Annotated in this window: 20 protein-coding genes; 3 read left to right on the forward strand and 17 right to left on the reverse strand. The window is 59.9% G+C overall.

Translation table 11 applies throughout. The features are described from left to right. Positions 1-2 precede the first annotated feature (2 nt). On the reverse strand, positions 3-1,277 hold the full coding sequence (locus tag KFS80_RS12155; RefSeq protein ID WP_159815233.1) for an Hsp70 family protein: 1,275 nt from the start codon (positions 1,275-1,277) through the stop codon (positions 3-5). Between the two features lie 293 nt (positions 1,278-1,570). On the opposite strand from KFS80_RS12155, the gene KFS80_RS12160 reads away from it, so the two are divergent. Next, positions 1,571-2,521, forward strand: a complete 951-nt coding sequence (locus tag KFS80_RS12160; protein WP_053116833.1) for a DnaJ C-terminal domain-containing protein — start codon at positions 1,571-1,573, stop codon at positions 2,519-2,521. A gap of 23 nt (positions 2,522-2,544) precedes the next feature. Then, positions 2,545-2,850 (forward strand): chaperone modulator CbpM, encoded by a 306-nt coding sequence (locus KFS80_RS12165; RefSeq protein ID WP_016984795.1) that lies wholly within the window; start codon positions 2,545-2,547, stop codon positions 2,848-2,850. 113 nt (positions 2,851-2,963) lie between these two features. Here KFS80_RS12165 and KFS80_RS12170 read toward each other — a convergent pair whose 3' ends face one another. Further along, on the reverse strand, positions 2,964-4,091 hold the full coding sequence (locus KFS80_RS12170) for a sensor histidine kinase (RefSeq protein WP_212544925.1): 1,128 nt from the start codon (positions 4,089-4,091) through the stop codon (positions 2,964-2,966). A gap of 268 nt (positions 4,092-4,359) precedes the next feature. Between KFS80_RS12170 and KFS80_RS12175 the strand changes: the two genes are divergently transcribed. After that, positions 4,360-9,408, forward strand: a complete 5,049-nt coding sequence (locus tag KFS80_RS12175; protein WP_246541809.1) for an NEL-type E3 ubiquitin ligase domain-containing protein — start codon at positions 4,360-4,362, stop codon at positions 9,406-9,408. 50 nt (positions 9,409-9,458) lie between these two features. On the opposite strand, the gene ureC is transcribed toward KFS80_RS12175, so the two are convergent. From ureC to KFS80_RS12250, 15 genes are all read right to left on the reverse strand, one after another. Further along, on the reverse strand, positions 9,459-11,159 hold the full coding sequence (gene ureC / locus KFS80_RS12180; protein WP_212544927.1) for an urease subunit alpha: 1,701 nt from the start codon (positions 11,157-11,159) through the stop codon (positions 9,459-9,461). Between the two features lie 202 nt (positions 11,160-11,361). Further along, a complete protein-coding gene (locus tag KFS80_RS12185; RefSeq protein WP_212544928.1) occupies positions 11,362-11,667 on the reverse strand; it encodes an urease subunit beta in 306 nt (101 codons plus the stop codon). Continuing rightward, positions 11,667-12,200 carry a GNAT family N-acetyltransferase gene (locus tag KFS80_RS12190; RefSeq protein ID WP_053116839.1) on the reverse strand — a complete coding sequence of 178 codons (534 nt, stop codon included), beginning with the start codon at positions 12,198-12,200 and terminating at the stop codon, positions 11,667-11,669. Before KFS80_RS12190 ends, KFS80_RS12185 begins: the two co-directional genes overlap by 1 nt. A 5-nt stretch (positions 12,201-12,205) precedes the next feature. Then, complete coding sequence (locus KFS80_RS12195; RefSeq protein WP_212544929.1) at positions 12,206-12,739, reverse strand: GNAT family N-acetyltransferase; 534 nt, start codon at positions 12,737-12,739, stop codon at positions 12,206-12,208. 9 nt (positions 12,740-12,748) lie between these two features. Continuing rightward, complete coding sequence (ureA, locus tag KFS80_RS12200; protein ID WP_008085431.1) at positions 12,749-13,051, reverse strand: urease subunit gamma; 303 nt, start codon at positions 13,049-13,051, stop codon at positions 12,749-12,751. 223 nt (positions 13,052-13,274) lie between these two features. Beyond that, complete coding sequence (locus tag KFS80_RS12205; RefSeq protein WP_212544930.1) at positions 13,275-14,114, reverse strand: urease accessory protein UreD; 840 nt, start codon at positions 14,112-14,114, stop codon at positions 13,275-13,277. Positions 14,115-14,157: 43 nt separating this feature from the next. After that, positions 14,158-14,856 carry an urea ABC transporter ATP-binding subunit UrtE gene (gene urtE / locus KFS80_RS12210; protein ID WP_053116875.1) on the reverse strand — a complete coding sequence of 233 codons (699 nt, stop codon included), beginning with the start codon at positions 14,854-14,856 and terminating at the stop codon, positions 14,158-14,160. Positions 14,857-14,996: 140 nt separating this feature from the next. Continuing rightward, a complete protein-coding gene (urtD, locus tag KFS80_RS12215) occupies positions 14,997-15,866 on the reverse strand; it encodes an urea ABC transporter ATP-binding protein UrtD (protein ID WP_008078129.1) in 870 nt (289 codons plus the stop codon). Further along, a complete protein-coding gene (urtC, locus tag KFS80_RS12220; RefSeq protein ID WP_212544931.1) occupies positions 15,863-16,942 on the reverse strand; it encodes an urea ABC transporter permease subunit UrtC in 1,080 nt (359 codons plus the stop codon). Before urtC ends, urtD begins: the two co-directional genes overlap by 4 nt. Continuing rightward, positions 16,942-18,444, reverse strand: a complete 1,503-nt coding sequence (gene urtB / locus KFS80_RS12225; RefSeq protein WP_212544932.1) for an urea ABC transporter permease subunit UrtB — start codon at positions 18,442-18,444, stop codon at positions 16,942-16,944. The genes urtC and urtB overlap by 1 nt, the downstream gene beginning before the upstream one ends. Before the next feature lie 143 nt (positions 18,445-18,587). Then, positions 18,588-19,853: an urea ABC transporter substrate-binding protein gene (gene urtA / locus KFS80_RS12230; RefSeq protein ID WP_053116878.1), complete on the reverse strand. Its 1,266-nt coding sequence runs from the start codon at positions 19,851-19,853 to the stop codon at positions 18,588-18,590. 309 nt (positions 19,854-20,162) lie between these two features. Beyond that, complete coding sequence (locus KFS80_RS12235) at positions 20,163-21,173, reverse strand: FecCD family ABC transporter permease (protein WP_212544933.1); 1,011 nt, start codon at positions 21,171-21,173, stop codon at positions 20,163-20,165. Beyond that, positions 21,170-22,117 carry an ABC transporter substrate-binding protein gene (locus tag KFS80_RS12240; RefSeq protein WP_212544934.1) on the reverse strand — a complete coding sequence of 316 codons (948 nt, stop codon included), beginning with the start codon at positions 22,115-22,117 and terminating at the stop codon, positions 21,170-21,172. Before KFS80_RS12240 ends, KFS80_RS12235 begins: the two co-directional genes overlap by 4 nt. After that, positions 22,114-22,902 (reverse strand): ABC transporter ATP-binding protein, encoded by a 789-nt coding sequence (locus KFS80_RS12245; RefSeq protein WP_212544935.1) that lies wholly within the window; start codon positions 22,900-22,902, stop codon positions 22,114-22,116. Before KFS80_RS12245 ends, KFS80_RS12240 begins: the two co-directional genes overlap by 4 nt. A gap of 223 nt (positions 22,903-23,125) precedes the next feature. After that, positions 23,126-25,249, reverse strand: a complete 2,124-nt coding sequence (locus KFS80_RS12250; RefSeq protein WP_212544936.1) for a TonB-dependent receptor — start codon at positions 25,247-25,249, stop codon at positions 23,126-23,128. Positions 25,250-25,348 lie beyond the last annotated feature (99 nt).

Consider the following 25,348-nt stretch of genomic DNA (forward strand, 5'->3'; position numbering starts at 1 on the left):
CATCAGTTCATGGCGCCATAGCGTTTCATCGCTTCAATCGCCAAACCACTACCAATGCTGCCAAAGATATTCCCTTCAACATGCCGTGCATTCGGCAGCATCGCCGAGACGCTGTTGCGCAGCGCCGGAATACCGCTCGAACCACCAGTGAAGAACACCGTATCGACCTGATCGACCGCCACTCCGGCATCGTTCAACAGCTGCGTAACACTGCCGCGTACCCGCTCCAGCAGCGCATCGATCGCCGATTCAAACAGCGCGCGGCTCAGTTCCACGCTCAACCCGGCCTCGATTCGATCCAGCGGCACATGGCGACTGTCGGTGTGGGTCAGCTGGATCTTGGTTTCTTCGACTTCCATCGCCAACCAGTGGCCGGCGCGTTGTTCGATCAACTTGAACAGGCGATCGATACCGCCGGTGTCTTCGATGTCGTATCGCATGCTGCCCAGCGCCAGGCTGGATTTCTGCGAATACACCGAGTTGATGGTGTGCCAGGTCGCCAGGTTCATGTGGTGGCTGGTTGGCATGTAGGCGCCGCTCTTCATCCGGCTGCCGTAGCCGAACAGCGGCATCAGGCCTTGCAAGCTCAGCTGTTTGTCGAAGTCGGTACCGCCGATGTGCACGCCACCAGTGGCGAGGATGTCGTCGTGACGGTTATCGAAACCGCGACGCTCGGGCGACAGGCGCACCAGCGAGAAGTCAGAGGTACCACCGCCGATGTCGACGATCAGCACCAGCTCTTCTTTTTCGATGGTCGACTCGTAGTCGAAGGCCGCAGCGATTGGTTCGTACTGGAACGACACTTCCTTGAAACCGATCTTTTTGGCTACGTCGACCAAAGTGTCTTCAGCTTCCTGGTCAGCCAGCGGATCGTCATCGACGAAGAACACCGGACGACCCAGCACCACTTGCTCGAATTCCCGACCAGCGGCAGTTTCGGCGCGGCTCTTCAACTGACCGATAAACAGGCCGAGCAAGTCCTTGAACGGCATCGCCGTGCCGAGAACGCTGGTGTCGTGCTTGATCAGCTTGGAACCGAGCAGGCTTTTCAACGAGCGCATCAGTCGGCCTTCATAGCCTTCCAGGTACTCGTGCAGCGCCAGACGACCGTAAACCGGGCGGCGTTCCTCGATGTTGAAGAAGACCACCGACGGCAGGGTGATCTTGTCGTCTTCCAGCGCGATCATCGTTTCCATGCCGGGGCGCAGCCAGCCGACGGTGGAGTTGGACGTGCCGAAGTCGATGCCGCAGGCACGGGCTGGAGAGGCGTCTTTCATGTCTTTCGGTTCCGGTCAAAAAAACGGCCGCGCAGTGTATGTCAGTGCGCGCCAGAATCGAAGGCCGGTCATCTGCTATTTCGCGACTAAACTGCCTTGAAACCTCAAGCTTCGCCCCAAACTTGCTGGCATGGGCCGGCAGAACCACCGGCGGTCACAAGAACCGCCGTCTACTGCCGATAAACTTCTGCTGCGCCACCCGGTCACAACTTTGAGATCGGTCAACCTGGCACGCGCGAATCGGCGCATGCTTGGCAACGGCGCGAAATCGATAACGGATGGTGATTCCTTCAATGGACTTCAAAGACTATTACAAGATCCTCGGCGTGGAGCCGACAGCAGACGACAAGGCAATCAAGGCGGCCTATCGCAAGCTGGCGCGCAAATACCACCCCGATGTCAGCAAGGAAAAAGACGCCGAAGAGAAATTCAAGGACGCGTCGGAAGCCTATGAAGCGCTGAAAAGCGCCGACAAACGTGCCGAGTACGACGAGCTGCGCCGTTATGGCCAGCACGGTCAGCCGTTCCAGGGGCCACCGGGCTGGCAGAGCCGTGGCGGCTTTGGTGGCGGCGGTCAGGACACCGGCGACTTCTCGGACTTTTTCAGTTCGATCTTCGGCAATCGCGGCCCCGGTTTCGGTGGCGGTGAAGGTCGGCAACAACGCAGTGCAGGGCGCCGAGGGCAAGACGTGGAAATGGAACTGCCGATCTTCCTCGAGGAGACGCTGTCGAACGAGTCGAAGAAAGTCACCTTCCAGGTGCCGCAATACAACGCCAACGGCCAGCACGTCAGCAACACCACGAAAAGCCTGAATGTGAAGATTCCGGCAGGTGTGACCGACGGCGAGCGCATCCGCCTCAAAGGCCAGGGCGCACCGGGTGCTGGTGGCGGGGCGAATGGCGATCTGTACCTGACCATTCGTTTTGCGCCGCACCCGAAATTCGATGTCGAAGGCGACAACCTGATCATCACGCTGCCGCTGGCACCGTGGGAGCTGGCGCTGGGCACCGAAGTGGCCGTACCGACCCTGACTGGCAAGATCAACCTCAAGGTGCCCGCCGGCAGTCAGAATGGCCAGCGCATGCGCGCCAAAGGACACGGTCTGAAGAACAAGGCTGGTGAACGCGGTTTCCTGTTTGTGCAGCTCAAAGCGGTGATGCCGAAAGCGTCCGACGATGAGGTCAAGGCGCTATGGCAGGAACTGGCGAACAAAGCCGCCTTCAATCCGCGAGAGAACTTCTAAATTCGACGACGGAGTAGCCCATCATGAGCAGCCCCCTGATCGTTCAACTGGACTTGGCAGAATTCTGTGAGGCGGCCGATTTGTCGGACGTCTACGTGATCGAAATCGTCGAGCACGGCATCCTCGAACCTCAGGGCGCGCAGCCCCGGGAATGGCGCTTCACCGACTACGAACTGGCCCTGGCCAAACGCGCCGCCAAGCTGCGGCGCGACCTGGAGCTGGAGTGGGAGGGCGTCGCGCTGGCGCTGGATCTGCTGGAAGAGGTTCGCGAATTGCGCGCCGAGAACCGCATGTTGCGGCAGCGGTTGGGGCGGCTTGTTGTCGAGTAATTTCTCAGGTGCTTGATCGGGCCTCTTCGCGAGCAGGCTCGCTCCCACATTTGGAATGCATTTCCCTGTGGGAGCGAGCCTGCTCGCGAAGAACGATAACGCGGTATCGTTGATTAAACCTGCCTCGGTAACACTACGCTAAACCGCGTGCCGTCAGCCTCATTCGAGCTGACTTCAATCGTCCCGCCATGGGCATTAACCACTTCCCTGACAATAAACAGGCCCAATCCGAGACTTGTCGAAGGCTGCCCCAGTTCTTCATCGGCGCTGCGCACCAGCGGATCGAAAATTGTCCCTAAGGCATCCTCCGGAATCGGCGTGCCGAAGTTATGCACCGACAGGCACACCGCGTCCGCCTCATCCTGCAAGGTCAGCGTTACCTGTTGCGTGTTCGATCCATGCTGCAGCGCATTGCCGATCAGGTTTTGCAGCAGTTGATCAATGCGCCCCGCGTCCCACACACCTCGGGTATCACCGTCAATGTGCAACACCGGCGAGCAATTCGGGTTGCCGGCACACGCCTCGGCAATCGCCGCCCGCGCCGCCTCGGCCAGATCCATCGGGGCCGGTTCGATCGGCAGACTCTTGCCGAGACGGCTGCGCACCAGCTCCAGCAAGTCACTGACCATCGCCGCCATGTGCCGGGCGCCGCGCTTGATGTTGTGGGCGCAGGCAAGCGCATCGCCTTCGAGCGTGGCTTTGCGCAACAGTAATTCGGTGGACATGCTCACCGCCTGCAGAGGCGCCCGCAGGTCGTGGCCGAGAATCGCCAGAAAGATGTCCCGCGAACGATTGACCTGTTCTGCGTAGGCCGCCGTCGATTCGGCCAATGCTTCATCGATGGCTTCATTGAAACGAATCATGTCCTGAAAGTAGGTCATGTCCGGTGCTTCGAGGCTGTCGACCCAGCGGCGGATCACGCAGGCGCGCAAGTGACGGAACTCCGAGGTCATCTGCACCAGATCAAAACCGACGGTGTGGCGCAATTCACCATGGCTGGCGCCGGCCTGATCGAGGCTTGGGGTTTTCTCCGGGCCGTCGCCCTTGGCTTTGGCAGCCTGTTCGTCGGGACTTTGCGGTTTGTTCATGTCGCGAGCGGCGGCCAGCAAAATGGCTTTGGCGTGGTCACGCAAGCCTTCGGCGTCCATGTACCCGGCAGCGGGCGTGATGGTGGCGGCGAACTGCTCCCACTCCGCGACGATGGGATCCACGTTGCACACGATGAACTCGGAAAGACGCATGAGCGGTTACCTGAGCATGAATCGATGGACGGCGATTCGAATATTAGCCCCTCTGGCGAGAATTACACCCCCGCTGATGCCCGGCTCCCGGGGTATTTTTTTGGGTGCGGTACATATGTATTTTCGGCTCTTCAATTACTGCGGGATTAAGGGGTTTTCAGTGCGTTCTTGAGCAGGATTTTGGTTTTTTGTTTTTTCCTGCCATCCGTAATCTGAGCTCAAGTTATTGGATGACGAGATGCTCGATATGGATATTGATACAAATAAAATGCCGCTAAACAGTGGCCCGCGCTCTGCTGCGGTCACCGCGCTTATACCTGCGGCGATCACGCAGGCCCCGGCCCATCGACTTGAATCGCTCAAGGCGAATTTGCACGTTGCACAACAGTTCCCGTCGTGGCCATCACACGGCCGTCAGCGTTTGCAGCCGCTCATTCAAAGGCACTGGCAGCTTCAAGGCGAGGTCGATACCACACTGCAGCACCTCGAACAGAATATCGAAAACTTCGCCCGACCCTTGCTGACGCAGGCCCTCAAAAGCCAACTGAAAGTTGATCTGGACGTCGACACGGCGATGCTCAGGCTTTACGTCCCGGACAAAATCATCTTCGGCATCGACCGGGGCGCCACGCACTCGCGGCATTCATCGTTGCTGGCGGCGGCATTGCATAACTTCGAACTGACGGAGACTGAGCACGGCTACTTTCGCAACGGTTCCGGCCTATACGTTGCCGATGCTTCCGGCGCTCCGGTGCAGCACGACATTACCGTCGGTCAAATCGCGAGCCTCTGCCGTTCGCTGGACATCGGTGCGCAATATCGGCAGCACCTCAAGGCGTTGTTGCTCCCCGACGATGTGACCAAACAAGCGACGCTGAAAAGGCAGTCGATGGCGGTGGAGAAGTCCGCGCTCGAGGTGGCGGCAGCTATCGCCGGGATGAACACTGATCTGGGGGTTCACGCTCAGTCCGCTATCAGTGATGTGATCAGCGGGCGAACAGCGATCAGCTTTCACGGTCGCCCATTACAGGCCCATCGATTGCGAATAATGGGTCTTGAACTCTCCGGTATCGTGTTGTTCAGTGCCGTTGCAGAAAAAAACGAGATCGAGAAGTTTCTGCTGGGGCTTGTCTCGCCAGAACTTCAGTTCCTGTTTGACTGGTCGCGACGTATCCCAGGTCTCAACGACAATCTGTATGAAAAATACAAGGTGCTTAGTGACGTCTTCGCTAATGGGCCGAGCGCCGTAACCGAAGAACTGTCCCGACGGAACGACTTCTACGATCAAAGTATTTTGAACGGGCCGTTAATTGCCTACATCCCCGACGATCCGCTGCATCCTTTGAAAGAATACCCATCGCTTACCGCGTTCATGAAAGCCTTGGCCACACAGTTGCTGGAAAAAAACTATCAAGCGTTTTTCAGTCGGTTTGTGGCACAAAGGGACAAGCCGAAATTCTTCAAACGGGTCGACGAGCGTCTCAAGGAAATCACCTGGCATCAGCGCGAACCCCTTGATATGGGCCCATGGTGGCGGGAAACACCGATTGAAAATCCCCATGCAGAACCAATCACCGTGCCGATCCAGGGTGATCTCTGGGAACACCTTTACCTGCGCAAGCGCGACAAGGCGCTCAGCGATGCACGATTGATTGCCGTGCCCACTGACGATGAAAATGCCAAAAGCCGCTGGAACCGCCTGATCAGTTATTTGAATGTTGGCTGGAACGTCTTCAATTTTGCCGTGATGCTGGTGCCTGGCGTTGGCGAGGTGATGCTGGGTGTGATGGTCGCCCAATTGCTCGCGGAGTTCGCCGAGGGCATCGAGGACTGGAGTCACGGTGACAAGGAAGAGGCGTGCGCGCACATCAACAGCGTGATCCTCAACTTTACGCAACTGGCTTTGATGAGTGTGGGACACCTTCTACCCAAAGGCGCTACAGCGATTACCCCTTCACCCTTTATCGACAAGCTCAAAGAGGTGACCCTGGCGGATGGCCGCACGAAAATGTGGAATCCCGATCTCAGGCCCTATGAGCACGCAATCGATCTGCCTGCCGGCGCATGGACTGATGAATCCGGTTTGTACACGCACCAGGGCAAAAAAGTGCTGCACCTTGAAGGTAAGCAGTACGTGCTGAAAGAGGATCCGCTCAACGGCCAGTTCCGCATGCAACACCCGACTCGAGTTGACGCTTATACACCGCAGATCGAGCACAACCGGGCGGGCGCCTGGAAGAGCGAAGCCGAACGACCGATCGAGTGGGAAAAGACGCAGCTCTTGCGCCGCCTTAATCCGTTGGCCGCGACGTTCAGCGAGCCTGCATTGCAGCAGGTGCTCAGTGTCAGCGGCGTCGAAGAGGGGGTGCTGCGTCGTCTGCATGTTGAACACGAACTGCCGCCGCCGCTGTTGACCGACACCCTTAATCGTTTCGATCTCTATGCCGCCGTCAGTCGTTTTGGCGAGCAGATCCGTGAGGGTCGCCTCAGCGATCATCTGAGCGGTTATCTACCGGGGCTGATGACTGAGCTGCCGCACTGGCCGGAATCCAAAGCCATTACCTTGAAAGACCCGCTACCGACCGGGAGAGCGTCAGTCACTTATGGCAACTCCAGCGCCACACCAGCCGACACTCTGACGGTCACGCAGGTCGACATTCAAACTGGCCAGTTCGAAAGCCGGGTGCTGGCGTTCCTGCAGGAGCCGGACATTGAAGCGTTGCTTGGCCATGCCATCTCCACCGACAAAACCGTGCGCATTCAAGCATTGCGTGAAGCGTTGGCGTTGCGTGCTGTCAGGCGCGCTCCGCGGGTGTTCGAATCGCAGTACAGAACCTCGGACATTTCCGCCGATATTCGCGTGCGCAGGTTGCAAAGCGACTACCCGGATTTGCCGTGCAGCGTACTCGAACAAATGCTCAAGGACGCGGATCCGCAGAGCGTCCGGGTGTTCGAGGAGCGCGGGCAGGTTGTCCTCAAACTGCGCCAGCAATTGCGTGAGGCAGGCGTCAAGGTTCGTCTGAATCGAGCCTTCGAGGGGCTTTACCTTGAGCAACTGGCCAACGCCGATAGCCGCCGACTGGCATTGAGCTCGCTGGAAAAACTGCCGGGCTGGTCGCCCCAGGTACGTATCGAAATCCGCGACGGCTCTTTCACCGGGCTGTTAGAGGCCAGTGTCGGTGCGCCGGACGCGCCGATCCGCAAAGTGCTGGTGGGTGACGAGAATGGGCTTTACAGCGCTCGCGATCAGCAGGGTCTGCATTTGCACGGCGCTGAAGATCTTTACAGTGCAGTGCTGCATGCCTTGCCCGATGAGCAGCGGCAGGCCTTGGGGTTCGAAATTTTCCAGGGAGACCTGCTCAAACAGACCCTCCAGCGTTCACCCCTGAGTCATGAGGTGTTCGAGAACGTCCTGTCGGAATACCCGATCCGTAAACCTGCCTACGACCCGGAGACGTTGCGCCTGCGTGGCGGCATGCAGGGCTACCCGTTGCGCCCCAAAAACTGGTCGGCCCTCAAACGTCGAGTCGGTTCGCTGTATCCCGCGTTCACCGAGGCCGAGGTGGAGACGATGCTCAAAGGCTTTGGCGAAAATGTGATGGAAGAGCGCGTAGCGGCGCTGGAACGCGAGTTCAGCACGTTCAACCTGGTTTTTCAGCGCTGGTTGAATGACATGAGTCTGTCCTACCGTTTCAGTATTGAAGGCGTGGCGGAATGGACGTCGCGAAACAGGGTGTATCAAATTCTCCGTCAATGCTGGCAGCGTACCGGTCCTGAGGGGCCGCCGGCACCGGGGGTAATGCGGGCGCAGAGACTTGTTCTCAACGGCCTGCCGATGGATCGTCATCTGCAAAATATGCCCCGGCTCAGCGGCAGTTTTGACCATGTCACCTCCTTGAGCCTGCACAACGGACGGATACTCAGTGACCAGCAACATTTTCTGGGTGGCTTTCGCCAGTTGCGCGAACTCGACTTATGGAAAAACCGCTTGAGCGATTTCCCGCAGGTCATCAGCGAGATGCCGTATCTGCGTGTGCTGACGCTCTCGGATAATCAGATCTCGTTGACCGCTGAAAGCGCTGCACGGTTGCGTGCGATGAACCGGCTGCAAGTGCTGAAACTGGACGGTAATCCACTCGGGCAAGTGCCGGACATCAGCCAGATGCCAGCCTTGCTGATACTGAAGCTGGACAGTACCGGGATCGATACATGGCCGGTCGGTCTGTTTGCCAGGCAACGTCCGCGCAATCTGTATCTGGACCTGCGCTTCAATCAGCTCAGCGAGCTTCCGGACGTTGCGCCAGGATCGGCGTCCGCCGAACTGATCGCGCGCACCAATGTAAGCCGTGACCCCTTCCATTTGTCTGCTGAGAACCTGGAGAAACTCAAGCAATACATCGAATCCGTCGGCCTCGATCCGGATCGTCCGTATCCGCCACGAGGCACCATCGACAGCTCGGTTTGGGACGAGGGCATCAGTGAGGCCGAGTGGAATGCGCGACAACCGTTCTGGGATGAAGTGGAAGATGAGTTCGGTTCCGAGCCATTCTTTAGTGAATTGCGCAAACTGACCGCGTCTGCGGATTTTCGAGCCGCTAATCCGGGTTACAGAATTGACCTCACCGCCAAGGTCTGGCGAATGATTTTCGCTATGTACGAGAACACGGCGCTGCGCGAGAAGATTTTTGCCGAAGCGGTTGCGTCCACGACCTGTGCGGATGCCGGCGCACAGTTCTTTAATGCCATGGGCGTCGAGGTGCTGATTCACGAAGCGTATGGCTTGATCAATACCGATCTGGTGGAAGGTGAACTGGTAGCCCTGGCCCGTGGCAAATCACGACTGGACGAATTGGGGCAGATCGCCCGGCAGCGCGTGGCAGATCGCTTGCAAGCCGGGGAGACGTTCCGTCGTGAGAACGCAGACGGTGTCACCGGAACTATCGATGAAGTGGAGGTTCACCTGGCCTATATGACCGATCTGGCGGAACGACTGGATTTACCGTGGCAATCACGCGGAATGTTGTTCCGAAAAATCGCCGGGGTCACTGAGCAGATGATCGAGGACGCTTATCAGCGAGTGATCGCCTTGGAGGAAGGTGAACTGCTGGCGCCACGGATTCTTGAACAGCCCTTGTGGCAACGCTTCCTCAAGCGTACTTATCGCAAAGAGTTCGATGAACTGCTGCTGTCGCTCAAGGATGAGGACGATATGGCGCAATTTGAAGCGTTGCAAACGCTGGAGAAAACCCTGACGCAAAAAGCGATAGATCGGGCGAAGCTGCAGACGGTTTATCCGCCGTTCACGGTGAAACCGTAAACAGGCCTGGAGGCGCGATAACGCCTCCAGGCTTTTTTTGCTGCTGTGGCTTAAAACAGAAAGTAACGCTGCGCCATCGGCAGCGTTTCCGCCGGTTCACACCATAGCAATACGCCGTCGGCCTTGACCTGATACGTCTGCGGGTCGACGTCGATGTTCGGCAGGTAATCGTTGTGGATCAGATCGGTTTTCTGCACATTGCGACAACCTTTGACCACGGCGATTTTTTTCTTCAAACCCAGCGCTTCGGGCAACCCGGCGTCGTGTGCAGCCTGGCTGATGAAGGTCAGGCTGGTGGCATGCAGCGAGCCACCGTAACTGGCAAACATCGGGCGGTAATGCACCGGTTGCGGCGTCGGAATCGAAGCGTTGGCGTCGCCCATCAAACTGGCGGCAATCGCACCACCCTTGAGAATCAGCGTCGGTTTCACGCCGAAAAACGCCGGACGCCAAAGCACCAGGTCGGCCCATTTGCCGACTTCAATCGAGCCGACTTCGTGGCTGATGCCGTGGGTGATCGCCGGGTTGATCGTGTACTTGGCGATGTAGCGTTTGGCGCGGAAGTTATCGTTGCCTGCGCCGTCCTGCGGCAGTGGGCCGCGCTGTTTTTTCATTTTGTCGGCGGTCTGCCAGGTGCGCGTGATGACTTCGCCGACGCGGCCCATGGCTTGACTGTCGGAGCTGATCATCGAGAACGCGCCGAGGTCATGAAGGATGTCTTCGGCGGCAATCGTTTCGCGACGGATGCGGCTTTCGGCGAACGCGACATCTTCGGCAATGCTTGGGTCGAGGTGGTGGCAGACCATCAACATGTCGAGGTGTTCGTCGATGGTGTTGCGCGTGAACGGGCGGGTGGGGTTGGTCGAACTCGGCAGCACGTTAGGGAAGCCGCAAGCCTTGATGATGTCCGGCGCGTGACCGCCACCGGCACCTTCGGTGTGGTAGGTGTGGATGGTGCGACCCTTGAATGCGCCAAGGGTGGTTTCGACGAAACCGGATTCGTTGAGGGTGTCGGTGTGGATCGCCACCTGCACGTCGAACTGGTCGGCGACAGTCAGGCAGTTATCGATGCTCGCCGGGGTGGTGCCCCAGTCTTCGTGCAGCTTGAGGCCGATGGCGCCGGCCTTGACCTGCTCGATCAGCGGTTCTGGCAGGCTGGCGTTGCCTTTACCGGTGAGGCCGATGTTCATCGGGAAGGCGTCGGCGGCCTGAAGCATGCGCGCCAGGTGCCAAGGGCCCGATGTGCACGTTGTGGCGTTGGTGCCAGTGGCCGGGCCGGTGCCGCCGCCGATCATGGTGGTGACGCCGCTCATCAGCGCCTCTTCAATCTGCTGTGGGCAGATGAAGTGGATGTGCGTGTCGATGCCACCGGCGGTGAGGATCATGCCTTCACCGGCGATGACTTCGGTGCCGGCGCCGATGGCGATGGTCACGTTGGGCTGCACGTCCGGGTTACCGGCCTTGCCGATCGCGGCGATGCGACCGTCCTTGAGGCCGACGTCGGCTTTGACGATGCCCCAGTGGTCGATGATCAGCGCGTTGGTGATCAGCGTGTCGACGACTTCGGCGGCCAGCAATTGGCTCTGGCCCTGGCCGTCGCGGATGACTTTGCCGCCACCGAATTTGACTTCTTCGCCGTAGGTGGTGAAGTCTTTTTCGACCTCGATCCAAAGCTCGGTGTCGGCCAGGCGCACCTTGTCGCCGACGGTGGGGCCGAACATGTCGGCGTAGGCTTGACGGGAAATCTTCATGCGGCGTCCTTCAGGAAAATAGTGGTGAGCCATAGACCCTCACCCTAGCCCTCTCCCAGAGGGAGAGGGGACTGTTCGCGGTGGGTCGGCTATCGGTGATCAGCTCCGGCGGGGGGACTGTTCGCGGTGGGTCGGCTATCGGTGATCGGCTCCCTCTCCCTCGGGAGAGGGCTGGGGTGAGGGGCAGCGGTGCACGCAGATGTCAGAGATCCCCCATGATTCGTCCGGCAAATCCAAACACCCGCCGATGCCCGGCGTAATCCACCAGCTCAACTTCACGACTCTGCCCCGGCTCAAAACGCACCGCCGTCCCCGCCGGAATGTTCAGGCGCATGCCACGGCTGGCTGCGCGGTCAAACGCCAGCGCGTCGTTGGTTTCAAAAAAGTGATAGTGCGACCCCACCTGAATCGGCCGGTCGCCGCTGTTGGCGACTTTCAGGCTGATAGTGCGGCGATCGACATTGAGTTCGATGTCGCCGGGCTGGATCTGGTACTCGCCAGGAATCATCACTGGGCTCCTTGCAGAATCTTGTAATAGAGGGCGGTCGGCCGATAGGTGCCGTTCGGGTCGCAGGCGTAATCGGGGATGGCACCCGCGCGGGTGTAACCCAATGCCTGATAGAAATTTTCGGCGGGCGAGCCCGCTTCGGTGTCGAGGTAGAGCATGCCGCGCTTGTGCTTCGGCGCTTCGAGTTCCAGCGCGCTCATCAATTGCTGACCGAGGCCGCGACGCCGCGCGTCTTCGCGCACCAGCAGTTTCTGCACCTCGGCGCGGTTCAAACCGTTGGCCTTCTGACACAGACCCAACTGCACACTGGCCAGCACTTCTTCGTCTTTGACCACCACCCAGAGCAGCACGCTGCCCTTGTTGACGTTGTCCTGAACCTCATCGAAATATGCGCGCGCCTGCACCGCATCAAGGTCGGCCATGAAACCGACGCTGGCGCCATAACCCACTGCGTCGAGCAGCAAATCGATCAGGCCCTGACGGTAGTGGGCAAAACTTTCAGCATTGACGCGGCGCAGTTGGGCGGCGTTCATCGGTGTCACTCCTTGATGGTTTCAGGCGGCTCCGCGCCAGGATTGAGGGTCAGTTGCATGAATGTCAGGTCGAGCCAGCGGCCGAACTTGGTGCCGACTTGCGGCATCTGCCCGGTGGTGATGAAACCGGCGCGCTCGTGCAGACGAATCGAAGCAGCGTTGCCGCTTTCGATGGCGGCGACCATCACGTGCTTGTCGCAGGTCTTCGCCCGTTCGATCAGCACAGTCATCAGTTGCGGGCCGAGGCCGTTGCCGCGTTGGTCGCTGCGCACATACACCGAGTGCTCGACGGTGTGGCGGAAACCGTCGAACGGCCGCCAGTCACCGAACGAAGCGTAGCCGAGCACAGTGTTGTCGCCGTCGACGATCACCAGAACCGGATAGGCCTGTGCCTGACGGGCGCTGAACCACGCCTGGCGGTTGCCGAGGTCGACGGCTTGTTCATTCCAGATCGCCGTGGTGTTGAGCACGGCGTCGTTGTAGATGTCGCGGATCGCCGGCAGATCGGCGTGAACGGCGTCGCGAATGGAGTAAGTCATGGCGCGGCCTCAGACGATCGGTTGGTGGACGGTGACCAGTTTGGTGCCGTCGGGGAACGTCGCTTCGACCTGAATCTCCGGGATCATTTCCGGGATGCCTTCCATCACTTGTTCGCGGCTGAGCAGGGTAGTGCCGAAGTGCATCAACTCGGCGACGGTCCGACCGTCACGCGCGCCTTCGAGCAGCGCAGCGGAGATGTAGGCCATGGCTTCCGGGTAATTGAGTTTCACGCCGCGCGCCAAACGCCGCTCGGCGACGAGGCCGGCGGTGAAGATCAGCAGTTTGTCTTTTTCGCGTGGGGTCAGATCCATTGTGGGGTTCCATCAGGGCAGATTTGTGAGGTTCTTGCGGGTGTGGGCTGCCAGTTGGAGCAGCCCCTCACCCTAGCCCTCTCCCGAGGGAGAGGGGACTGATCTCGGTTGTTTTCAATGGCCGGTTCAGTCAGCAGAATTCGTTCAGGCAGTTAAATTCATTTCAATCGACTCGGTCAGGCTCCCTCTCCCTCCGGGAGAGGGCGGGGGGTGAGGGTTGCTTTCAGGTGCTCCATATTCTCGGTGACACCGCTTCGCGGTCCAGCAGCACCGGGCGTAGCAAGCGCCATAAATCGATCAGCCACGCACGAGCGAGCAATGCTTCGTTAGCCAGACACCGGGCAACCAACAGCCCCGGCAATTGCGTCAAATCCCCGCGCACGTCATGCCCCAGCGAACGACAACGCTCCAGCAACTCAGCATCAATCTCACCGGTGACCAACAACGTCGCAAACACCGGATGACCATCCAGCCCGATCGGCGAATCAAGCAAACCGTCGTCACCGACAATGCGCTGGCGTTCATGCCAGAGCAATCGGCCGTCGCGGCGAATATCCAGATGCGCCTGAAAATGCCCGCGATCAAAACGCTCGCCACTGGCCGGACGCCCCAACGCCACCACGTCCCAATAAAACAAACGCGCGTCACCTTCAAGATCAATCGAAGTGCTCAGTTCAGCCTGGGCGGCGCTGTAGACGATGGTTTCCTGCGGCAGCCATTCCAGCGTCGCGCCGGCCGCCACTTTAAAGTCGAGTTTCTGATAAGCCGGGCCACCGGCGCGATACCACTTGGCCGCGCCGGGGCTGGTGATCTGCGCCCAGGCCTGTTGCTCGACGCGCACGCTGATGTCGAGACGATCATCGCCGGCAATTCCGCCCGGCGGGTGGACGATGATGTGCTGGCACACCTCGGGGCCTTCGGCGTACAGGTGCTTTTGCACGCGCAGCGGGCCGAGGTGCCGGCGCTGAACCGGACGTGTGCAATCGCCGAAACGGGCGTAAGCGAGTTCCAGCTCGGCGTGCCAGCTCGGGGTAAACAGGGCAGGTGAAACAGTCGAATTCATGGTTTGTAATTATCGTTAGGAAGCTACAGATTAGATCGTTGCCTTAGATCGTGACCAGCCCGCGCACGCCTTCGGCCTCCATATTTTCGCCGCGACCCTGTTGCACGATCTCGCCCCGGGACATCACCAGGTATTGATCGGCCAGCTCCGCCGCGAAATCGTAGAACTGCTCGACCAGCAAAATCGCCATGTCGCCGCGCGCCGCGAGTTTCTTGATCACCGCGCCGATTTCCTTGATCACCGAGGGTTGAATGCCTTCGGTGGGCTCATCGAGGATCAGTAAACGCGGACGACTGGCCAACGCGCGACCAATCGCCAATTGCTGTTGCTGACCGCCGGAGAGGTCACCGCCGCGACGCTGCTTCATTTGTAGCAGCACCGGGAACAATTCATAAATGAAACTTGGCACTTCTTTGGCTTCACTGCCGGGAAACCGCGACAGGCCCATCAACAGATTTTCCTCAACGGTCAGGCGGCCGAAGATTTCCCGACCTTGCGGCACGTAAGCGATTCCGGCGTGAACGCGTTGATGCGGCTTGAACGTGGTGATCGGTTTGCCTTCCCAGTTCACTGCGCCTTCTTTCGCGGGCAGCAGGCCCATCAGGCATTTGAGCAGGGTGGTTTTGCCGACGCCGTTGCGCCCGAGCAGGCAGGTGACTTCGCCGACTTTCACGTCGAACGAGAGACCGCGCAGGATGTGGCTACCGCCGTAGTACTGGTGCAGCTTGTCGACTTGCAGCATGTCCAAAATCTCCCCCGGTGATCGTTCCCACGCTCTGCGTGGGAACGCATCCCGTGACGCTCCGCGTCACATAACGGCGGACGCAGAGCGTCCATGGCGGCATTCCCACGCAGAGCGTGGGAACGATCTATTCGCAAACCTTAGCGGCCGAGGTAAACCTCGATCACGCGCTCGTTTTCCTGCACTTGCTCAAGCGAGCCTTCCGCCAGCACGCTGCCCTGGTGCAACACGGTCACATGGTCAGCAATCGAGCCGACAAAGCCCATGTCATGCTCCACCACCATCAGCGAATGCTTGCCCGCCAGGCTCTTGAACAACTCAGCCGTGAACTCGGTTTCCGCATCGGTCATCCCCGCCACCGGTTCATCGAGCAGGAGCAATTGCGGATCCTGCATCAGCAACATGCCGATCTCGAGAAACTGCTTCTGCCCGTGGGACAACAACCCTGCCGGGCGATTGACCGAGGTGGTCAGGCGAATCGTCTCCAGCACTTCGCTGATGCGATCCTTCTGCTCACCACTTAACCGCGCACGCAAACTGGCCCATACCGACTTGTCGGTTTTCTGCGCCAGTTCAAGGTTTTCAAACACGCTCAAAGCCTCGAACACTGTCGGCTTCTGAAACTTGCGACCGATGCCGGCCTGAGCAATTTGCACTTCGCTCATTTGCGTCAGATCCAGTGTTTCGCCAAACCACGCCTTGCCATGGCTGGGGCGAGTCTTGCCGGTGATCACGTCCATCAGCGTGGTCTTGCCCGCACCGTTGGGGCCGATGATGCAGCGCAACTCGCCGACGCCGATGTACAGATTCAGATTGTTCAGTGCGCGAAAGCCATCGAAGCTGACGCTGATGTCTTCGAGGGTCAGGATCGTGCCGTGGCGGGTGTCGAGGCCCGGGCCGACGCGTTGGCCGAGGCCGATCGAGTCGCGGCTGGTGCCGGCGTCCTTGTTCGGTTCGACGGGAAAAAAGGCTGGTTCCAACATGAATTCAGCGCTCGCTGTGACTCTCATTGTTCACCTCGTTTCTTCAGCAGACCGATCACGCCTTTGGGCAGGTACAGCGTCACGACGATAAACAGCGCGCCGAGGAAGAACAGCCAGTATTCCGGGAACGCCACGGTGAACCAGCTCTTCATGCCGTTGACCACACCGGCACCGAGCAACGGGCCGATCAGCGTGCCGCGCCCGCCAAGGGCAACCCAAACCGCCGCTTCAATCGAGTTGGTCGGCGACATTTCGCTCGGGTTGATGATCCCGACTTGCGGCACATACAACGCACCGGCCAGACCACACAACACCGCACTCAAGACCCACACGAACAACTTGAAACCGCGCGGGTCGTAGCCACAGAACATCAAGCGGTTTTCCGCATCACGCAATGCGGTCAGCACGCGGCCAAACTTGCTCTGCGCCAGGCGCCAGCCGATGAACAGGCTCGCCACCAGCAACAACACCGTGGCCAGAAACAGCACCGCGCGGGTGCCCGGTTCAGTGATGCCGAAACCGAGAATCGTGCGGAAATTGGTGAAACCATTGTTGCCACCAAACCCGGTCTCGTTGCGGAAAAACAGGAGCATGCCGGCGAAGGTCAGGGCCTGGGTCATGATCGAGAAATACACGCCTTTGATCCGCGAACGGAAGGCGAAGAAACCGAACACCAGCGCCAGCAAACCCGGCGCCAACACCACCAGACACATCGCCCAGACGAAGCTGCTGGTGCCGGTCCAGTACCACGGCAATTCGCTCCACGACAGGAAGGTCATGAACGCCGGCAGACCATCGCCGGCAGCCTGACGCATCAGGTACATGCCCATCGCATAACCGCCAAGGGCGAAGAACAGACCGTGACCCAGCGAGAGCAAACCGGCGTAACCCCAGACCAGATCCAGCGCCAGTGCGACGATGGCGTAGCAGAGGATTTTGCCGACCAGCGTCAGCGTATACGCCGAGATGTGCAGCGCATTGTCGGGCGACAACAACGACAGCAGCGGCAGGGCGATCAGCAGGGCGAGTATTACCGCGCCAATCGCGAGGGTGACTTTCGGCCCGGCCTTTTGCGTGGCCGTGACTAACAGAGGCTGGTTCATCAGTCGATCACCCGTCCTTTCAGTGCGAAGAGGCCTTGCGGACGTTTCTGGATAAACAGAATGATCAGCGCGAGGATCAGGATCTTGCCGAGCACCGCACCGATCTGCGGTTCGAGAATCTTGTTGGCGATGCCCAAGCCAAATGCCGCGAGCACGCTACCGGCCAACTGGCCGACGCCGCCGAGCACCACGACGAGGAACGAGTCGATGATGTAGCTCTGGCCGAGGTCCGGGCCGACGTTGCCGATCTGGCTCAGCGCCACACCGCCGAGGCCGGCAATGCCCGAGCCGAGGCCGAAGGCGAGCATGTCGACACGACCGGTCGGCACGCCGCAGCAAGCCGCCATATTGCGGTTCTGGGTAACGGCGCGGACGTTGAGGCCGAGGCGGGTTTTGTTCAGCAGCAGCCACGTCAGCACCACCACGAACAGTGCGAAAGCGATGATGACGATGCGGTTGTACGGCAGCACCAGATTCGGCAGCACTTGAATACCGCCGGACAGCCACGCCGGGTTGGCGACTTCAACGTTCTGCGCGCCGAACAACAGGCGCACCAGTTGAATCAGCATCAGGCTGATGCCCCACGTGGCGAGCAATGTTTCCAGTGGGCGGCCGTAGAGGTGACGAATCACCGTGCGCTCCAGTGCCATGCCGATTGCGGCGGTAACGAAGAACGCCACCGGCAATGCGATCAACGGATAAAACTCGATGGCTTGCGGTGCGTAGCGCTGGAACATCAACTGCACCACATACGTCGAGTAGGCGCCGAGCATCAGCATCTCGCCGTGGGCCATGTTGATCACGCCGAGCAGACCGAAGGTGATGGCCAGACCAAGTGCCGCCAACAACAGAATCGAACCAAGGGACATGCCGCTAAAGGCCTGACCGAGGATCTCGCCGATCAGCAGTTTGCGTTTGACCTGGGCGAGGCTGGTTTCGGCGGCGGTGCGCACGTTGGCATCGGCTTCGACGCCGGGTTCGAGCAAACCTTCGAGGCGAGTACGGGCGAGTGGATCGCCGGTTTCGCCGAGCAATCTCACTGCGGCGAGGCGCACGGCGGGGTCAGTGTCGACCAGTTGCAGATTGGCCAGCGCCAGGCTCAGGGCGGCGTGGACGCTGTCATCTTTTTCGCCAGCGAGTTGCTGGTCGAGGAATTTCAGCTGCGCGGGTTTCGCGCTTTTCTGCAATTGCTGCGCGGCAGTCAGACGGATTTTGGCGTCGGCGGCGAGCAATTGATGGCTGGCCATGGCGGTGTCGATCAGACCCCGCAGGCGATTGTTCAGGCGCAGGGTTTTTGGCTGGCCATCGATGGTCAACTCGCCTTGTTGCAGGGCGTTGATCAGTTCGATACGCGCCGGATCGGGCTGCGCGGCCCAGGTTTCCAGCAGTTTGGCCTGTTGCACGGGATTGGCCGCGACGAAGTCTTCGGCATCGCCGGCGTGGGCGAGCATTGGCAGCAACAGTGCGATGGCGAGAAGCAAGCGGTGTATGGCAGTGCGCATATGCGTGGCCTTGCGTAGTGATCGTTCCCACGCTCCGCGTGGGAATGCAGCCCGGGACGCTCCGCGTCCCCAAAGCGGACGCAGAGCGTCCGTTGAGGCATTCCCACGCAGAGCGTGGGAACGATCAGGTTGAGCGGGATAACTCAGTTGCTCTTCACCGCATAATCCGGCTTCTTGTCGTTGCCCTGAATGAACGGGCTCCACGGTTGCGCACGGATCGGCCCTTCGGTCTGCCACACGACGTTGAACTGACCATCGGCCTGAATCTCGCCGATCATCACCGGTTTGTGCAGGTGGTGGTTGGTCTTGTCCATGGTCAGCGTGTAGCCCGATGGCGCCGCAAAGGTCTGCCCGGCCAGCGCTTCACGTACTTTGTCGACGTCAGTGGATTTGGCTTTCTCAACCGCCTGCGCCCACATGTGGATACCGACGTAAGTGGCTTCCATCGGGTCGTTGGTCACGGCTTTGTCCGCGCCCGGCAGGTTGTGTTTCTTCGCGTAGGCTTTCCAGTCAGCGACGAATTTCTTGTTCGCCGGGTTCTCGACGGATTCGAAGTAGTTCCACGCCGCGAGGTTGCCCACCAACGGCTTGGTGTCGATGCCGCGCAGCTCTTCTTCGCCGACCGAGAACGCCACGACTGGTACGTCGGTGGCTTTCAAACCCTGGTTGGCCAGTTCTTTATAGAACGGCACGTTGGAGTCGCCGTTGACGGTCGAGATGACCGCAGTCTTGCCACCGGCGGAGAATTTTTTGATGTTGGCGACGATGGTTTGATAGTCGCTGTGACCGAACGGCGTGTAGACCTCTTCGATGTCCTTGTCGGCCACACCTTTGGAATGCAGGAACGAACGCAGGATTTTGTTGGTGGTGCGCGGGTAGACGTAGTCGGTGCCGAGGAGGAAGTAGCGCTTGGCGCTGCCGCCTTCTTCGCTCATCAAATATTCCACCGCCGGGATCGCTTGCTGGTTCGGCGCGGCGCCGGTGTAGAAGACGTTTGGCGACATCTCTTCGCCTTCGTATTGCACCGGGTAGAACAGCAGACCGTTGAGCTCTTCGAACACCGGCAACACCGATTTACGTGACACGGAAGTCCAGCAGCCGAACACCACGGCAACCTTGTCCTGGGTCAGCAACTGCCGGCCTTTCTCGGCGAACAGCGGCCAGTTCGATGCCGGGTCAACCACGACCGGCTCAAGCATCTTGCCGTTGACGCCGCCCTTGGCGTTGATCTCGTCGATGGTCATCAGCGCCATGTCTTTGAGCGACGTTTCGGAGATCGCCATGGTGCCGGACAACGAATGCAGAATCCCGACCTTGATGGTCTCGGCGGCCTGGACAGTCCAGGTCATGCCCATCGCGGCAATCGATGCCGTGAGTGTGAAAGCCTTGATCAAACTGCGACGCTTCATTGTGCGATCTCCATGAACATTTGAAGTTTTTTTGGTTGGCAGATGCGGACGACTGAAGGCTGTTTTGCAAGGGCTGTGCCCGGTCGGGTTCAGGCAGGAAAATGTCGTGTTAGAGCGCTTGCGCGGTTTTGCGCTGCACCACGAAGGGACGCGCAGGGCGCGTTGGTGCATGCGGTCGCGCCACTTTGGGGCGCGAAAAATCATGTGTAGGAGCTGCCGAAGGCTGCGATCTTTTGATCTTGCTCTTAAAACAAGATCAAAAGATCGCAGCCTTCGGCAGCTCCTACGGGGAGGAGAAATGTGTGTGGGTCAGCGGCGGCGCATCAGGCCGATGAAGAAGAGGCCGCCGATGGCAGCAGTGGCGATGCCGATCGGCAGGTCTTCCGGCGCGATCAATGTGCGCGCTGCGACATCGACCCAGACCAGAAAGATGCTGCCAAGCAGCACGCACGCCGGCAGCAAACGCCGATGCTCGGCACCGACCAGACGCCGCGCGATGTGCGGCACCATCAGCCCGACAAAGCCGATCGAGCCGCTGATCGATACCAGCACACCGGTCATCAACGAGGCGATGACGAACACCCGTAAACGCACCGCGCGTGCATTCAAACCGAGGGTCACGGCGGTTTGCTCGCCGGCCATCAATGCGTTCAACGGTCGCGCCATGCCCAGCAGCAACATCAACCCGAGCAGCACGCTGGCCGCTGGCACCGCGAGCAACTCCCAACGCGCCAGCCCGAGGCCGCCGAGCATCCAGAACATCACCGCCGAACTCGCGCGATGGTCGCCCATGAACAGCAGCAGATTGGCGATCGCCATCATCACGAACGACACCGCCACGCCACACAGCAGCAGGCGGTCACTGTCGAGCCGGCCATGGCGACTGGCAATCGCCAGCACCACCAGCATGCTCAACAGCGCGCCGATGAACGCGGCGATCGGCAAGGTCAACAGCCCGACAATTTCGCCGACGTGCAGCACCACAATCACCGCGCCCAGCGTCGCCCCGGAGGTGACGCCGAGCAGATGCGGATCGGCCAGCGGATTGCGCGTCACCGCTTGCAGCACCGCGCCGATCAGCGCCAGCCCGGCACCGACCAGTGCACCGAGGAGCATGCGCGGCACGCGAATCAGCCAGACGATATGTTCCTGCCCGGCGCTCCAGCTCACCTCGCCAACACCGAAAGCCTTGTGCAGCAAAATCCTCCACACCACGTCCACCGGCACCCGCGCCGGGCCGAAGCCGAGCGAGACCACGCACGACACCAGCAACACGGCGCCGAGGGCGATCAGCAGCAAGGCATAGCGACGGTTGATCATTCGCCGTGGAAACCTTTGGCCAGGGTTTCAACGGCCAACACGTTGTCGATGCCCGGCGTGGCCTGCACATACGGAATGACGATGAAGCGTTGGTGCTTGATCGCATCGACCGATTGCAGCGCTTGGTTATCGAGCAGGAACTGGATTTTCTGATCTGCGGTGATTTCGCTGTAGTCGACGATCACGATCACCTGTGGATTGTGTTCAACCACGGTTTCCCAGTTGACCCGCGTCCAGCTCGCGTCGACGTCATCGAGAATATTGTGCCCGCCCGCCGCATCGATCAGTGCTTGCGGCATGCCGAGGCGGCCAGAGGTCATCGCGCGGTCTTCGCCGCTGTCATAAAGGAACACGCGCGGCTTTTCTGCCGGCAGGTCTTTGCGCACGGCAGCGACTTGCGCCTGCATGTCGGCGATCAAGGCATTGGCGCGATCCTGCACGTCGAAGATTTTGCCGAGGTTGCGCAGGTCGTTGTAAGTGTCCTCCAGCGTCGCCGCCGGGCGCTTCATCACGAAAGCGCAGGACTCGGTCAACTCGTAGACATTGATACCCAGCGGTTGCAGGGTTTGCGGCGTCAGGTCGCCGCCGACGCGCATGCCGTAATCCCAACCGGCGAAGAAGAAATCGACATTGGCATTGAGCAGGGTTTCCACCGACGGGTACTTCGCCGCGAGCTCCGGCAAACCGTCGAGCAGCGATTGCATCTCGGGTGTCACCGACTTCCAGCCACTGACGCCGCTGTAGCCGGCCATCCGCGATTTGAGGCCGAGGGCGAGCATCATCTGGGTCATGTTGATGTCGTGGCTGACCGCGTGTTTTGGCGCTTCCTTGAAAGTCACGTCGCGGTTGCAGCTGTGCACGGTCAGCGGGTATTTCGTCGATTCGGCCAAAGCCTCGGCACTGCACAACAGAAGAGCGACGCAAAGCAGGGAACGCAGGGTCATGGTCGGGTTATCCAGGTGATTCGCGGGTAGCCGTGGAGGGGATGCGCATCGATCAACGCTTCGACGCCGAACACCTCGCGCAGCAATTGTTCAGTGAGGACTTCTTGCGGCGTGCCGCTGGCGACGATGCGGCCGTGATCGATCACGTACAAACGGTCGCAGAACGCGGCGGCCAAATTCAGGTCGTGGATGCTGGCGAGGGTGCCGATCTTCAGGCGTTTGACCAGTTGCAGCAATTCGAGCTGATAGCGCGGGTCGAGGTGATTGGTCGGCTCGTCGAGGATCAGCAGTTGCGGTTGTTGAGTCAGGGCGCGGGCGAGAATCACTCGTTGCTTTTCACCGCCGGAGAGGGTGGCGAAGGCGTGGTCTTCGAAGCCTTCGAGGCCGACGGATTTCAGCGCTTGAGTGGCCAGATCGCGGTCTTCCCGGGTGTCGCCGTCGAACAGACGTTTGTGCGGCGAGCGGCCCATGGCGACGACCTCTTCGACGGTCAGGCCGAAGGCATCGGGAAACTCCTGCAAGACCACGGCGATGCGTTGCGCACACCAGCGTGAGGACTGTTTCCAGACGTTGTGGTGATCGAGTTTTACCTCACCGCTTTCCGGCGGGCTGAAGCGATAGGCGCAGCGCAGCAGACTGGTTTTGCCGCTGCCGTTGGGGCCGATCAACCCGACGAACTCACCGGCGGCCACCTGCAACGAGGCGTCACGCAGCTGGAACTGGTGATGACAGTGGCCGTGGCCCAGCGGTGACCAGGCGAGGTCGGTGAGGGTGAGTGAGGTCATGCGGGTCCGGTGTGATGTTGGTGATTGTGGTGGTTCAGTGAGATTTTTTCCCCCTCACCCCAACCCTCTCCCCCAAGGGGTAGAGGGGGAAAGGGAGCCGATCTTCATGCTGTTCAAACCCTGAGTTCGACTCGGTATTTCAAGTCGGTGCAACTTGGCCAAACACCTCGGTCAGTCCCCTCTACCTCTGGGAGAGGGCTAGGGTGAGGGCAAGGCTTTTCAATCAAAAGGTGTAATCAGCGCTGACAAAAAACGAGCGCGGTTCGCCAAGGATCCACTGCTGCCCCACATTGTATTGGCTTTGCGCATACCGGCGGTCAAACAGGTTGTTCACCTGCATGCCCAGCGTCGTATTGCGCAGCGCTTGCCACGACAACGTCGCATCGACCACGGTGTAACTCGGCAGCTCGTTGCGGTTGGCCATGTCGGCGTAACGCGCATCAACATACCGCACACCGGCGCCGGCCTTGAGATCATCGCTGAGCGCTTTGTTCAACCAAAGGTTGGCCGTACGCCTTGGCACGTCCACCGGACGATTGCCGTTATACGACAGCGTCTGGCCGTTCACCACCTCTGAGAAATCGTCGTACTTGGCCTTCACGATCGCCGCGTTCGCTTGCAGTTGCCAGGCGTGCGGCAGTTGCAGATCGAGGCTCGCTTCCAGACCGTTAGACGACTGCTGACCCACTTGCTGCTTAAGCGTCGGGTTGCCCGGATCGTCAGTCAGCAGCTTCTTTTTCACAATGCGATACGCCGCCAATGTGAACTCGCCGCGCTGATCCCAGAACAACTGCTTCATGCCGACTTCAGTCTGGCGTGCCGTCGACAGATCGTATTGCTGCTGGCTCGGGCTCAGAGAAATCAGCCCGCCAATACCGTCGGTGCTGGTCGCCATCTGGCCGTAGAACGAGGTGTCCGGCGTCAACGCAAACACCAGCCCGGCCTTCCAGTTGTTGCCGGTCAGGGTCTTGTCGCTCTGACTGCCATCGAGCAGATTATTGCGATCGACGTGCACGTAATCGCGGCGTACACCAGCGACCAGCGACCAGCGCTCACTCAGTTGCGTGCGGTTCTCGGCGAACACCGACATCTGTTTGGTGGTGCTGTCGAACTGATCGCGATAAGGGTCGGCGCTCTCGAAAGTGCCGGCTTGCGGGTGATAGAGATCCACGGCCTGACCGGTCGGCAACACGTCGTTGAACGGCGAGTTGCTGTTGAGCTGGAAGCGGATGCGGTTGTACTCGACGCCGCTGACGGTCTGGCTGTCGAGGCCGAACAGCGAGTGTTTGAAGGTGAAGGTCTGACGGTCGCCAACCTGTTCTTGTTTATGGCCGATGCCGAAATAACCGCTGCGACTGAGTTGCTGCGTGCCCGCGTCGAAGTTGTAGTTCTCGGCGTTCTGCCAGCGGCGCTGGGCTTTGAGGTAGTACAACTCGTTGCTGGCGCTGACCGAGTCGTTGATCTGCCAGTCGCTGGTCAGACGCGTCCACTGATCGTTGTAGTGCTGTTTGTCGTCGCGCACGTTGTAGTTCTTGTAACGCAGGCTGTCCTGCAAATGGCCGTTGATCAACGGCGTGCCGAAGTAGTTTTGCGGGTGCTGATCGCCGTAATCGTGGGCGAGGGTGAACGCCAGATCTTCGCTGGCCTGCCAGCGCAGGGCCGCGCTGATGAAGTCGCTGGAGGCGTCGCCGTGATCGATCCAGCCGTGGCTGCGCAGACGATTGAGATTGAGGCGATAGCTCAACGTATCGCTCAGTGAACCGCCGCTGTCGAAGGCCTGCTGTTGGCTGTCGTAAGAGCCATAACCGACGCGCAGATGATTTTCGATGTCGCCCTCGAATGGCTTCTTCGGAATGACGTTGACCACCGCGCCGGTCGCGCCTTCGCCGTACAACACCGACGCCGGGCCACGCAGCACATCGACACGCTCGACCGACCAAGTGTCGACCGGAAACGTGACGGTGCCCATGCCGGTGTACATACGATTACCGTCATACAACTGCATCACCGAACTCTGACCGGTGAAACCGCGCGCCTGCAACGATGTGCCGCCATCGCCCGGCGTCCCGGTGCGGCTGATGCCGGTGCTGCGCGACACCGCGTCCTGCACGCTGCGATCGCCGCGTGCGCGGACTTGCTCGCCGCTGAGGCTTTCAACGCTGGCCGGGGTTTGCATGGCGCTGAGGTTCAGCCGCGAACCGGCGGTGGTCGGCGTGGTGAGGCTGACGGTTGCATCGTCAACGGCGGGCGCGCTGATGGTGCCGGTGGGCAACGTCAGGGGGGCGCTGTCGGCGTGGGCATTGTTCATGGCGAACAGGCAGAGGCTGGACAAGAGGTACTTGTTCATCGGTGCAGTGGATCACTTCATCAAATGAAAAGCCCACGACTTGTGGTCGTGGGCAGAATGGCAAATTCGCGTTATACAGTAACACTAAAAATTGCCGGC

The sequence above is a fragment of the Pseudomonas rustica genome (assembly GCF_018336155.1).
In the GTDB taxonomy this organism is placed as follows: domain Bacteria; phylum Pseudomonadota; class Gammaproteobacteria; order Pseudomonadales; family Pseudomonadaceae; genus Aquipseudomonas; species Aquipseudomonas rustica.